This window comes from Dictyobacter sp. Z7_2 (genome assembly GCF_057551105.1).
Genome location: NZ_BAAJPE010000001.1, coordinates 1,707,654 through 1,720,551, shown reverse-complemented (window position 1 = coordinate 1,720,551; position 12,898 = coordinate 1,707,654). Strand labels below are relative to the sequence as shown.

At 52.9% G+C, this 12,898-nt stretch carries 11 protein-coding genes; 6 read left to right on the top strand and 5 right to left on the bottom strand.

Annotated elements, in window-relative coordinates; translation table 11 throughout:
* Window positions 1-92 precede the first annotated feature (92 nt).
* Together AC27N8_RS06660 and AC27N8_RS06655 are read left to right on the top strand one after the other, a co-directional pair.
* Window positions 93-920 carry a M55 family metallopeptidase gene (locus tag AC27N8_RS06660; RefSeq protein ID WP_487065212.1) on the top strand — a complete coding sequence of 276 codons (828 nt, stop codon included), beginning with the start codon at window positions 93-95 and terminating at the stop codon, window positions 918-920.
* Between the two features lie 37 nt (window positions 921-957).
* A complete protein-coding gene (locus AC27N8_RS06655; protein ID WP_487065210.1) occupies window positions 958-1,608 on the top strand; it encodes a DUF1684 domain-containing protein in 651 nt (216 codons plus the stop codon).
* A gap of 42 nt (window positions 1,609-1,650) precedes the next feature.
* On the opposite strand, the gene AC27N8_RS06650 is transcribed toward AC27N8_RS06655, so the two are convergent.
* Window positions 1,651-2,079, bottom strand: coding sequence for a hypothetical protein (locus AC27N8_RS06650; protein ID WP_487065208.1), 429 nt, complete (start codon window positions 2,077-2,079; stop codon window positions 1,651-1,653).
* A gap of 150 nt (window positions 2,080-2,229) precedes the next feature.
* Window positions 2,230-3,048, bottom strand: a complete 819-nt coding sequence (locus AC27N8_RS06645; protein ID WP_487065206.1) for an SDR family oxidoreductase — start codon at window positions 3,046-3,048, stop codon at window positions 2,230-2,232.
* Between the two features lie 322 nt (window positions 3,049-3,370).
* Here AC27N8_RS06645 and AC27N8_RS06640 point away from each other — a divergent pair, with 322 nt between their 5' ends.
* The 3 genes from AC27N8_RS06640 (at window position 3,371) to AC27N8_RS06630 (ending at window position 9,877) form a co-directional block, all read left to right on the top strand.
* Window positions 3,371-4,933, top strand: a complete 1,563-nt coding sequence (locus AC27N8_RS06640; protein ID WP_487065204.1) for a class I adenylate-forming enzyme family protein — start codon at window positions 3,371-3,373, stop codon at window positions 4,931-4,933.
* A gap of 326 nt (window positions 4,934-5,259) precedes the next feature.
* Window positions 5,260-8,505, top strand: a complete 3,246-nt coding sequence (locus tag AC27N8_RS06635) for a winged helix-turn-helix domain-containing protein (protein WP_487065202.1) — start codon at window positions 5,260-5,262, stop codon at window positions 8,503-8,505.
* Between the two features lie 211 nt (window positions 8,506-8,716).
* The gene (locus tag AC27N8_RS06630; RefSeq protein WP_487065200.1) at window positions 8,717-9,877 is read left to right on the top strand and encodes an FAD-dependent oxidoreductase; all 1,161 of its coding nucleotides are present in this window, start codon (window positions 8,717-8,719) and stop codon (window positions 9,875-9,877) included.
* Window positions 9,878-9,984: 107 nt separating this feature from the next.
* Here the strand turns inward: AC27N8_RS06630 and AC27N8_RS06625 are convergent, their stop codons facing one another.
* Complete coding sequence (locus AC27N8_RS06625) at window positions 9,985-10,449, bottom strand: MarR family winged helix-turn-helix transcriptional regulator (RefSeq protein WP_487065198.1); 465 nt, start codon at window positions 10,447-10,449, stop codon at window positions 9,985-9,987.
* Window positions 10,450-10,453: 4 nt separating this feature from the next.
* The gene (locus AC27N8_RS06620; protein WP_487065196.1) at window positions 10,454-11,218 is read right to left on the bottom strand and encodes an SDR family oxidoreductase; all 765 of its coding nucleotides are present in this window, start codon (window positions 11,216-11,218) and stop codon (window positions 10,454-10,456) included.
* A gap of 278 nt (window positions 11,219-11,496) precedes the next feature.
* Between AC27N8_RS06620 and AC27N8_RS06615 the strand changes: the two genes are divergently transcribed.
* Window positions 11,497-11,784, top strand: coding sequence for a DUF1330 domain-containing protein (locus AC27N8_RS06615; protein WP_487065194.1), 288 nt, complete (start codon window positions 11,497-11,499; stop codon window positions 11,782-11,784).
* Window positions 11,785-11,812: 28 nt separating this feature from the next.
* Here AC27N8_RS06615 and AC27N8_RS06610 read toward each other — a convergent pair whose 3' ends face one another.
* The gene (locus AC27N8_RS06610; protein WP_487065192.1) at window positions 11,813-12,820 is read right to left on the bottom strand and encodes a serine/threonine protein kinase; all 1,008 of its coding nucleotides are present in this window, start codon (window positions 12,818-12,820) and stop codon (window positions 11,813-11,815) included.
* Window positions 12,821-12,898: the final 78 nt, after the last annotated feature.

The window sequence follows — 12,898 nt, the reverse complement described above, 5'->3', positions numbered from 1 at the left end:
ACCCGAATATTCCAGCATGAGCTATCATCGTACAGTGATGCAATAAGCTTGCGATCACTGCCAAATGCAGTCTAGAGGAGTCAGGAAGCAAGATGAAGTTATTTCTTTCGACAGATTTTGAGGGCACAAGCGGGATCGTCGAGTGGGATCAGATTATGCGGGGGAGTGCTGAGTATGAGCAGGGACGTTATCTACTCACCAATGAGGTGAATGCTGTGATCCATGGTGCTCTGGAGGCTGGCGCGGATGCATTTGTGGTCAATGATTCTCATAGTACGATGCGCAATCTGCATCCCCAGGATCTTGCCGGGCGAGCGACGCTGATCACTGGCAAGCATAAGCCGATGTATATGATGGAGGGCCTGGATGCCAGCTTTGATGGCATTCTCTTTGTGAGCTATCATGGCTCGATTGGGGCGGAGCATGCCGTTCTCTCGCACACCTACAATCCGCGGGCCATCTGGGAGGTGCGCATCAACGACGAGATCGTTGGCGAGTCGGGGATCAATGCGCTGGTCGCTGCACATTATCAGGTCCCGATCATCTTTGTCAGTGGCGACGAGGCGACAGCCAGCGAAGCTGAGTCAATAGCTCCACAGGCCGAAAAGATAGTTGTCAAACAATCGCTGAATCGCTTTGCCGCCGTCCACCTGCATCCTGAAGTTGCCTGCGAGCTCTTGCAGTCTGGTGCCAGACGCGCTGTCGAAAAGATCGAGCATATGAGCCAGCCGGACTTCAAGCTTCCCGTCGAGTTGCAGATTACTTTCCTGGTGGCCGATATGGCGGACATGGCCCTCTGGATTCGTGGGGTTGAGCGTGTAGCTCCGCGTACTGTCAGCTTGGTGAATAATAACTTGCTTGATCTCTATCGCACCTTTGTCACGATCGTTACCCTGACACGTTCGCTGGTGGATCGCTAACGTCACAGAAGATATTTTTAACAGAGGGGAATACAACATGTCTGAATATCTGGATCTCTACGATTATCGCTGCCGTGTTGCCGATCTCTATCGCGAACGGCGGCGGGCGCATCTGGCAGGCGAGGATGCCGCAACGGTCCTCAACCGCTTTCGCGCTGGCAGGGATGCTATCTTCAAGCATCACCCGCAATCGGCTCTCGACGAAGCACAACGAGAACAGTTTCAGGGACTGCGCTACTTTGAGTATAATCCAGCAATGAGCTTTGTGGTGCCTATCGATACCGATGTCGAGCCCACTCAACTGTCCGTGCCGATGAACGCTCAGGACACAATGACCATTACTACCATGGGCAAGGTCCATTTTGTCGTGGACGAGACTCCTGTCGAGCTCTCGATCTACTGGCTCAATATCTACGGCGGAGGATTGTTTCTGCCCTTCCGCGATATGACTGGTCCCGCACAGAGCTATGGAGGTGGTCGCTATCTGTTCGATACGATCAAGGGGAGCGATCCTTTGCCCACGCTTGAGCATCAGGATGGACAATATATTACGCTTGACTTCAACTATGCCTATAATCCATCATGCGCCTACAATAATCGCTGGTTTTGTCCGCTCGCCCCTAAAGAGAACCGGCTTAAGGTCGCGCTTCCCGCTGGCGAGCTGAAGTATAAGTTGGACGAAGACTGATAATGAGAGGGTAGAGCAAGCAGCAAGGAGAACATCGCTACATCAAGCTCTCTGCATCTGCTGGCTCTCCTCGTAAATCCCTTTTGAACGTAAAAACATGAAGGTACCATAGAGACCCATCGCTATACCAAAGATAAGTGCCGCGCTAAACAAGGGCACAAATGGAGCCTCGCCATTGGTCAGCCAGGCCACCAGATAGGCGACGACAGCCAGCGGACCTCCTGCGATAAGCACGCTGCCGATAAAAACAAGGATCGCGTAGCAGATATAGTTGAGAAGAAGCAGGAGGCCGTGATACCTGTAGCGATATTCACGATCAGGATACTTTTCTGAAAGGTGACGTATCTTGCTGATACGCACCAGAAAAAAGCCGATAGCCATGAGTATGATAATGACGAGAAGAATCCCACCAATGATCAGCATCATCTGGCGATTTTGTGGACCAATGAAAATGTTTATGTCCGGCAACATTTTATATACTCCCTATGCGAAATTGCGACAAAACTTGCGCCGCAACCGTCTCGATCTCCGTTCGGCCTCTTGCTTTATCACCGCAGTCATTGTAGTTTTTTTGTAGTTTTCTTGCAACTGGTCCTGGTATGCAGCGTGTAAACAGGTCTTTTACGATTTGTGGAGGCGGAGGCGATAGAGCTTGTGATGGTTGATTTGGTGGGCTTGTTCCATAAGGGTGTCCAGGTTATCGTAAACGGAGATGAGGGTGCCTGAGAGAGAGTTGGCTTCGCCGCTAATGAGGCGTGTAATCAAGTGGGCGACTTGTGAGGCGGGAACCTGGGTTTCGGCATAGATGGTGCGAAATTCAGGAACCCAGCGTTGGCCGGCAGGTGAGTTGAGAAGGTGATCAGCCATCTCGGTGCGTACAGAACCGGGATGGAGAGCGAAAGTGGAGATACCGGTGTCCTGTAGAGAGAGCATCAGGCTTTCGGTAAAGCGGGTCACGGCAGCTTTGGAACTGCTGTAAGCGGAGGAGTAGGGGCGTGGTTCGTTGCCAGCGTTGCTTGAGATGTTGATGATATAGCCATACTTTTGCACGAGCATAGGGGGTAGGACGGCGCGTGAGCAGAGGAAGGTACTGCGGAGATTGGTTTCGATATCACTCCACCAGAGGTCGGGATCAATTTCCCAGATGGGGCCGATGGCGCGGTGGCTCCCGGCATTGTTGATCAGGATGGAGACAGGGCCGAATTGGGTTGAGATGGTCTGGAGCAGATTGGCTACGGCCTGCTGGTCGGTAACATCGGCGGCGATGGGGAGAGCTGTGCCACCATTTTGAGTGATCAGATCGACTGTTTTCTGTAGGTCTGGGAGTGAGCGGGCAACGAGGGCGACCTGGATGCCTTGCTGTGCCAGTTCGAGTGCAATGGCGCGACCGATGCCACGGCTGGCACCGGTGATGAGTGCGGTTTGTGTGGTAGGGTGCATGACTGGGTTGTCTCATTTCTTTATGAATTGGGTATAAATCTTTATGAATTGGGTATAAAAATAGTATGCCATGCTTTTCGTGGTTTGGCGAGGGAATACCATCTGAGAACCCCTGGACTTTTGTCCAAGGGGGCTAAGTAGTTACAAATTATTCGAGGTAATTGAGAATGTCTTGCGAAATTTTCTTTGAAATGTTATTGTGATTTTTGTAATCCATAGAATTTTGGATTTTATCTTAAAGAGCGGCTATAATCTGCTTAATTTGCATAAGACGATTATCACCATAGGCTCTGTAAGTGGGAAGCGATAAAAAGGCGTAATCATGATGGACTCGATCGTTGAAGCGGTATTTCAGCATGCACAAACACACGAGGAACGTGTCGCTATCTTTTTTGAAGGGCAAGAAATTAGCTATGGACAACTGTATAAAGATATCGAACGTTTTGCTGTTGCTCTCAGGGCGTGGGGATTGCAGCCAGGAGATCGAGCCGCTCTTTTTCTCGATAACTGCCCTGAGTTTGTGATTGCTTATTTGGGTATACAGCTTGCAGGAGGTATCGTTGTCCTGATCAACACGCAGTATCGGCAGGTAGAATTGAGTCACATCATCAACGATGCCGATGTGCGCGTCTGCGTGACCAATAGTGTCGCTCGTGGCGAATTGCTACACCTGGATATATCATCATTGGCGCTATTGATCATCGTTGACAGCCAGCATGGTTCCTCATCGACAGAGTCAGCCATCGCGTCGATCTCCTTTGATGATTTTAGCGCTGATGATACCAAATCCACCTATCATACATTGCGACAAGCGCTTGAATTGCCCGGGTCCACCGCTCCAGCCCTCATCGGTTACACATCGGGTACGACTGGACGCTCGAAGGGAGCCCTCCTCACGCAGCAGAATCTGCTCTCCAACGTTATCGCCGTCACCACGGCATGGCACTGGACGGAGCAAGATCGGTTATTGCTGGCGCTTCCTTTGTTTCATACGCATGGATTAATGGTTGGTATGCACGGTACACTCTACAAGGGGGCCAGCGTTCTATTGAGGCGCAAGTTCGATGCAGTTGATGTGCTGACCACCTTGCGTACCGATCCCAGCATCACGCTCTTTTTCGGCGTCCCAACCATGTATGGACGCTTGCTGGCTGAAGCTGAAAAACAGGGAGTGCCTGAACATCGCCTGCGGCTTTTTGTCTCTGGCTCCGCGCCACTCAGTGCTCAAGTATTTGAAAACTTCGAGCGCGTCTTCGGACAATCCATCCTGGAGCGCTACGGCATGACCGAGACGATCATGAACCTGACCAATCCCTACCTTGGCGAACGACGTGCGGGCACCGTCGGTCAGCCATTTCCTGGCCAGGAAGCGCGAGTGGTGGATAGCGTCACTCGCGAGCCATTGGCGGCCAATGCGATTGGCGAGATCGAAGTGCGAGGACCTCATGTCTTTGCCGGCTATTGGAATCGTCCAGAGGCCACCGCCGAAGCATTTAGCTCGGATGGCTGGTTTGCGACCGGCGATCTCGGCTGGTTGAGCGACGATGGCTACTATACCATCACGGGACGAGCTCGCGAATTGATTATCAGTGGCGGCTATAATATCTATCCACGTGAGGTCGAGGACGTCCTGGAGTCCTTCCCCGACGTCGCTGAAGCGGCCGTCGTCGGCATGCCCGACAGCGACATGGGCGAGCAGGTCGTCGCGGTCATCGTGCCAAAAGCTCATCAGACACCTGACGCCAATGCTATCATCGCCTTCTGCCGCGAACAACTGGCGAGCTACAAAAAGCCACGTCGTATTGTTTTCGCGACAACATTGCCACGCAATGCCCTGGGAAAGGTCCAGAAACATCTGCTCGTAGAACAGTTAAAATCTGAATAGATCTACAACTGGAAACGGAATGGGATATAATTGGGGCGCTTCCTTTTTTTGCAATCGAAACGTTTCTAGATGAGGACACTGTAGCGTCGCACGCTCGCGTGCGATGTTCCACTCGACGTACGATCTTGCTGGTCAGCGTGGTGAGCTGAGATTTTGCTGGCTCGTACGAGCTACAGGGACATCGCACGCGAGCGTGCGACGCTACAAGGTTTTCGCTTTGCTCGACCTTTTTCTGCTTGTCTCCCAAGGCAAAAAATGAAGCGCAACCCGATATAATGTGTTAGGGAACTGTTAATATCACACGTATAACGCGCAGAGGGGTACGCATGGAGCAATCGGTGGCACAAAAGGGCGAGGTGTCTCACACGCTTCTTACCTACTGGCAAGATGGTCAGGAACAGCATCTCACGGTGGGGACAACTGCGTGGTACTCCTGGCTGGAACATGCCATGTCCTTTCGTTTCAGCAGCGAGAGCGGGACCTTTACTGCTCAGAAGGCTCGCAGTGGCAATGGACGTGGCAGCTGGTACTGGCGTGCGTACAGCCGTCGCCACGGACAACTCCTGCGCTGCTATCTGGGCAAGTCGGAGGATCTGACTCCAGAATGTCTGCTCGGGGCTGCCCAACAACTATTGGATGCCTCTGATCGCAGTGAGCAGCATGAGTCGGTAGACCCTCCAGCGAGCGATGTCACCACTGCCATGCCGGAGGATACGCTGGTCTTCACCAAGTTGCTCATCCCCCGCCTCTCAAGACAACATATTGCGCGTCCCCACGTGCTGGCACTGCTTGACCGTGCCGTGGAGGCCAGTCTTCTGACACTCGTCTCGGCCCCCGCTGGCTTGGGCAAAACCACCCTCTTCGCGGAGTGGTGCGCGACGAAGGAACATATGAGCGCGGATCGTTCACCAGGAGATGGTACTGTCTCTTCACCTCTGCATCCTTCTCGTTCATTGCCCGTTTCCTACGTTGCCTGGCTGGCACTGGAGAGTGCGGATGACGATGTGGTTCGCGTGCTGATGTATATCATCGCTGCGCTGTCTCACCTTGATCCACGGATCGGTCAACAGGCGCGTACGCTGTTGCGCCTGGCACAAGGCGGCAATGTGGAACAGGTGCTGACGAGTTTGATCAACGATCTCGCTATGTATCTCACGCAGGAGGTCGTCCTGATCCTGGATGACTATCACCTGATCACGACGCCAGCGATCCACACCCTGCTGCTCTTTCTGTTGGATCATATGCCTCCGCATCTACGCCTGGTGATCGGCACGCGCTCTGATCCGCCACTCCCACTGACCCGCTTGCGCGCTCGTGGTCAGCTCAGCGAAGTACGTGGCGAGGATCTCCGCTTTGCTCCCACCGAAACCGCCGCGTTTCTGAGCAAGATGGGTCTTACGTTGAATGCCAGCGACCAGCAGCGCCTTGAACAGCGCACCGAGGGATGGATCGCGGGTATCCAGTTGCTGGCGCTGGCTTTACGTGGGCGTGCCAATCCTGCGGCACTGCTCAAGACCTTTGCGGGCAATCATCGCTTTATTACCGAGTACCTCAGCGACGAGGTGTTGCAGCAACAACCGGTCGAATTGCGCGACTTTTTGCTGCGCACCAGCGTGCTGGAACGTCTCTGCGGCCCACTCTGTGACGCGCTCACCCAGAGAGCTGACGGGCAGGTGATGCTGACCGAGTTGCGGCAGGCCAACCTGTTCATCAGTGCCCTCGACGACGATGAGCAATGGTATCGCTACCATCCACTCTTTGCGACCGCCCTGCGTGAACAACTGCAACGCCAGAAACCAGACATCATGACTGAGCTGTATCGCCGCGCCGGAGTCTGGTACGAGCAACAGGATCTCATGTTTCAGGCGATCGAGTATGCACTCCTCGCGAACGACTACTCTCATGCAGCCGATCTGATGGAGCCGCTGGCACGCACGATGGTCCAGCGTGGAGATCTCACAGCCTTGCAGCACTGGGCGGAGCAACTGCCCGATGAGGTGCTGTTTGCGCATCCGCATCTCTGTCTGGCAGTCGTATGGGTCTTTATATTTGATGGACAGGACACTCGTATGCGCGAGGTGATGACGCAGGTCGAGTGCTATCTGCGTGAGCATCAGCATGAAAGTACAACCCAGGAGTGGCTGGAACTGATTGGTGAGCTCCAAATCTTCGAGGCGGTGGCTGCGTTGCCGCACGATGATACCGACAATGCCATCAAGCAGAGCCGTGCCGCACTGGACGTCTTGCCCGCCGACGCGCACTATCTGCGTCATCTTGCCTTGCTCAGTAGCGCTATTGCCATGAGCACCACCTATCGCGCCAGCGGCGACATCGCTGCTGCAGAGAACGTGCTGGTTCGTCTCAATACAGAGCAGATAAAGGGCTACCATTTTCTGAGTATGATTGCCATCCACGATCTGACCGAGCTGTATCAAGCACAGGGACATCTGCGCAAGATGGCACAATACTACGAACATCTGCTGTCGCTACTATCCACGACCACCGAACTCCCACCTTTGATGTTGTTCTCTGTCTACAGTGATTATGTAACCTTGATGTATGAATGGAACCGCCTGGATGAGGCCATGATCCGTATGGATCGCATCTTGCAGGCACATCAGCAGCATAGCGGGCTAGAGGGGATATCCCTGGATAGAATATTCAGTCTGATGCCACTACTACGAGTGAATCTCTCTATGGCACAGGGACGCGTCGATGAGGCCTTGCACATGCTGTACGAAATCGACACAGAAACGATCCCTTTTCTGCTACGATCGATTGCTGATGCGCAGCGAGCACATATGTTGCTACGTGCCGGGAAGCTGGAAGAAGCGTTGGGCTGGGTAGACGAGAGCCTTGTGCACGGCGACGACGAGATCAATGAGCGGCTAGATGCAGAACAATTCTTTCGACAGATGACTCTGGCACGCGTGTTGATTGCTCAAGCTCGCAGCGAACAGGACCCATCTGGTCTGGTAGAGGTCTTGAATCTGCTCAATAGATGGTATACATTTAGCCAGCAGCGCGGCTTTAACGGCTTACTAATCGAGGTACTCACCCTCAAGGCATTGGCCTATGATGCCAGTGGCAATGTTCAGCAGGCATTGGCAGCTTTGCGGGAAGCTTTGACACTGGCCGAACCGGAAGGATACATACGCACCTTTGCCGATCAGGGAGAGCCGATAGCGCGTCTGCTCACCAGCCTTACAGCCCACCCTCAGCAACGAGGTATCGTCACGCCATCCTACATTCAGACGTTGTTGGCAGCGATCGCGCATGACAAAACGTTCAAACCTGATGACGCATCGTCTGCCACTCCTCCCTTATCACCTCACGGTCGTGATGTATCACTCCTTGAACACTTGACGCCCCGTGAGCAAGAAGTGCTCAAGCTTGTCGCCTCTGGAGCCTCAAACCAGGCGATTGCCGACGAATTGATCATCACTCTCGACACGGCCAAGCGTCATGTCAGACATATTCTGGGCAAACTGGGTGTTGCCAATCGCGTTCAGGCAGTGATCCGAGCACGTGAACTAAACTTGCTCTCGCCACATCTGAAATATACCCCCTGAAATATACCCCCTGAAATATACCTCCAAAGGGGTACGACCAAGCAGGTCGTGCCGCGCTACACTTGTGAGAGATGAGCGTAACAAGAAGGTGTGAGTCTTCTCTTCTCCTCTGCTTCAGCTTTGAAACGGCGAGAACGACGCCATCCCAGTTTCAGCGGAGACATTCTGCTGGCTTGAGCTACTTACATAGTGAATGGAGGAACATATCACGATGACAACAAACAACATTTCACGTATCGCCATTATCGGCGCAGGCCCTGGTGGCTTGACACTTGCCCGCATGCTGCAAATGCGTAATATAGCGGTAACAGTCTTTGAAAAGGATGTTCATCCCAATGAGCGACCACAGGGAGGCACACTGGATTTGCACCCGAAGTCTGGCCTCCTGGCCGTGCATATGGCAAGGCTGGGTGCGCAATTTCACACGATTGCCCGCTACGAGGATCAAGGGGTCCGCTTCCTGAACAAAGGAGGACAGCTGCTTTATGAAAACGAACAGGGTAACGAGATAGGAGACCGTCCCGAGGTTGATCGAGCCGAGCTACGAACGATGTTGCTGGATTCGCTGGCTCCTGGTGTCGTGCGTTGGGGCCACAGTCTCCGCTCCGTTCGTCAAGCCAATAATGGCACGCATGAACTCGTCTTTGAGAATGGTGTGACTGAAAGTTTCGACCTGATCGTCGGCGCGGATGGAGCCTGGTCGCATGTACGTCCTCTACTGTCGAACGCGAAGCCCATCTATTCAGGAGTAACATTCATCGAATTTGGCCTGGATGATGCAGATCGGCAACATCCCGTGCTGGCTCAACTGGTCGGGCATGGAGGTATGTATGCTCTGGCAGATAATAAGGGATTGATCGCCCTGCGCAATGCTCATGCTCATATCAGGGTCTATGCCAGTATGCGCATTCCCGAAAGGTGGGAAACTCGTAGCGGCTTTGATGCCAGGAATCCCCAGGCGGCACGGACCTGGCTGCTCAACTACTTCTCTGATTGGGATCAGAGCTTGCTTGCACTCATTCAGGATGCGGATGACAACTTCGTGGCCAGGTCGCTCTACATGCTGCCTGTTGATCATCGCTGGAATTTCCATGCAGGTGTGACGCTGCTGGGTGATGCTGCCCATCTGACCACTCCGTCCGGTGACGGAGTGAATCTCGCTATGCTTGATGCTGTCGATCTTGCCATCGCCATCAGTGAGTGCAGCACGCTTGAGGAGGCCGTGCGCCGTTATGAAGAGATGATGTTCCCTCGCGCAGAGCTTGCCAGCCGAGAGGCCATTGAGGTGGGGATGAATCTTCTCATCGCCCCTGACGCTCCTGCTGGTGTACTAGCCTCTGCTCATGAACTGGCTGCTCATGAGCACATATAATGTCTCTCATTGGAAAGGCAAGGGCTCTGTTTTCTTCAGATTGATAACCCTCTGCTTTTCCAATCGAAACAACTTTTAGCGCTCCGCTTCCCACGGGTTGCGTGTTATCAGGGTCCTGTTTGTGTGAGCCTTCGGGTGAGGTTGTTCTGGATCTGCTTCATTGTCCGCACCGTGCTCACGAGATCTTCCTTGCTCACGCCTTCCAGAAGCTCTGCCTCGAAGGCGTCTGCCAGGGTACCCATCTCTTCGAAGGTTTGCTGTCCTGCAGGTGCGAGGGTGACCAGCGTAAAACGATTGTCACGGGGATCGACCCGGCGGGTGATCAAGCCTGCTGCCTCCATTTGTTTGGCAAAACGGGTCAACAATGCTCCTTCCATGCCCAATCGGCTTGCCAGTTCCGTCTGGCTGACTTCCCCCGCGTGCCAGAGCTCATGCAGGACGAGCTGGCGGGAGAAGCTCATTCCCATCTGCTGGGAAAACGCTCGTGACATCTCGCGATGTACATGGGTCAGAACCACAAAGGGATTCTCGCTTTCTTGTTCTTGCGGTATGTTCTCTTCTTCTGATCTCATATGCTCAAACAATCCCTCCGGTGGCATTCAGGCGCTGGCCAGTAATCCAGTGTGCGTCATCTGAGACGAGCAACGCTACCACGCTGGCGATATCGTCAGGTTGCCCGATGCGGCCCAGTGCCGTCTGCGCGATCAATTGATCTAACTGTTGCTGATTCAGCGCTACACCATCCGTCTCGGTAATTCCCGGTGCAACGATGTTGACGGTGATGCCGCGCGAACCCACCTCTCTAGCCAGACACACGCTGAACTGTTCGATGGCGGCCTTGCTACCCGTATAGACTCCGGTGTTGACGAGGTTCATAGCGGTTCCCCCGGTTGAAATGTTGATGATGCGACCATTGTCCGCTAAATGTTTGGCCGCCTCTTGCAGCGCAAAGTAAACGCCACGAGTTACATCGAACATACGGTCATATTCTTCCATGATCACCGTTGCTGTTGGCTTGAAGACTCTGGGGCTGGCGGCGTTGTTGATGAGGATATCTAATTTACCGAAGTGTTCAAGGATCTGCGCAAAGAGTTGATGTATCTCGTCTGGCTTGCGCGCATCGCTCTTGAGGGCCAGTGCTTCGCTGCCGTATGAGCGTATAGTCTCCACAACCTTCTCTGCCTGATCGGAGCTATTTATATAGGTGATGACCACGTGTGCACCATCTCGCCCCAGGCGCTCGGCAATAGCCCGACCAATACCTCGCGAGGCACCTATGACCAGGGCCACTTTATTCTTGAGTGGCTTCTGAACAGCCATTTGCATTTCGTATTGCGTCATTTCGATATAATCTCCTTCAATATTACCTGCTCCAAGTACAGTTGTGGGTAAAGCTTTTTCGCATTGATAATATTGAGCTTATCTATAATTAACCAGTCAATAGTTGATGTGTCAATTATATGCAATGCAGACGAAGTTGTCAATCCGGTGATTATCCTGGTTGCGCGGTGCCCTGGTGAGCGCTGTACATGATATGATGAATGTAGAGGAGATCCTGTGGCATCATACCTGGATATATTATCTCCCTCGGCTCAAAAAGAAACAGGAGGAAAAAACTGATGGCAGCTTATTTTATTGTTGATGTCAACGTCGAAGATCCGGAGACATATGAAACGTATCGCAAGTTGGTCAAACCTACCTTGGACCTCTATGGAGGTACGTTTCTGGCTCGCGGAGGTGTGACCGAGACCATTGAGGGCGACTGGCAGCCGGGACGGATGGTCATCATCGAGTTTGCTACGACCGAGGCGTTTAAACGCTGGTATGACTCGCCTGAATACAGCAAGGCAAAGGCCATTCGCTTCTCAGCCTCGACCTCGCGTGCTGTACTGCTCCAGGGAATTTAACGTTGGGTGATTGAACGGCATGAATGCGTCATGTAGGGACGCTTGGTCTGAAATAACTTTCGACGATCTCCGACCAAGTTGTATTGAGGGATTGTAGCTCTTGCTTGACGTGCGTGGCGCTCAATGGCCTTTTGGTGATATCCGCCTCGACCATACTGTTAATCAGAGTGCCGAGATTATCCATCATCATATTGACCATGCTGCTGGTCAACGCGCCTGGATCAGAGTGGCCAGAGGTATGTCTTCCATTGAGCGTGGCGAAGCGTAAAGGCGTCTCTGAAGGATCTTTTCCGGTGAGCATTTGATGCATGACGGCTCCCAGCGCATAGATGTCTGTGCGCGGCGACGTCTGCGTTTTCCCGTATTGTTCGGGAGCCGCATAGCCAAGCGAACCGAGGGCTATCGTATCTTTAATCTGTCCAGGCTTAAAGTAGCGGGCGATGCCGAAGTCGATCAGATAGACTTTTCTCTCTGGGGCCAGGATGATGTTGGATGGCTTCAGGTCGCGGAAGACAATCGGTGGCTGGTGCGCGTGAAGATATTCAAGGACATCGCATAATTGGAGTCCAATTTTGAAGACTTCGTCGATCACCAGTCGCTTGTTAGGCTTCTTGTTTTGATAGTCTTCCAGCGTCTCTCCGTTGATAAAATCCAGGACCAGATACCATTGTTGATATCCATTACTGTATTGCTCGTACAGATGGGGGAGATTGGGATGATCCAGTTGAGATAGTAAGTCTGCTTCCCGATAAAATGCGCTGGTGGCTTCCGCAAGCGCATGTGAAGGAAGTCCGGCCAGGCAGATCTCCTTGATGGCGACAAGCTCATTGGCCTGCTGCGTGTCGTGAGCTTTGTAGACTGAGCCAGAGCCTCCGCTGCCTAGTTTGTCGATGATGCAGTAGCGGTTTTGGAAGAGAGTACGAGAGGCGAGGTGCTCTGTAAGCAGGAGCGGATGATGGCAATTCTCACAGAGCGTGGAATCCTGAGCATTGAGTTCTCCACATATTGTGCATGTAAGTGATGCTGATAAGATCATAGGCTGACTCCTGTGCCAATGGAGTTAAATGGACGCATAGATTCCTCTCTCCTTCGCAGTACTCAATGATGTGCATAT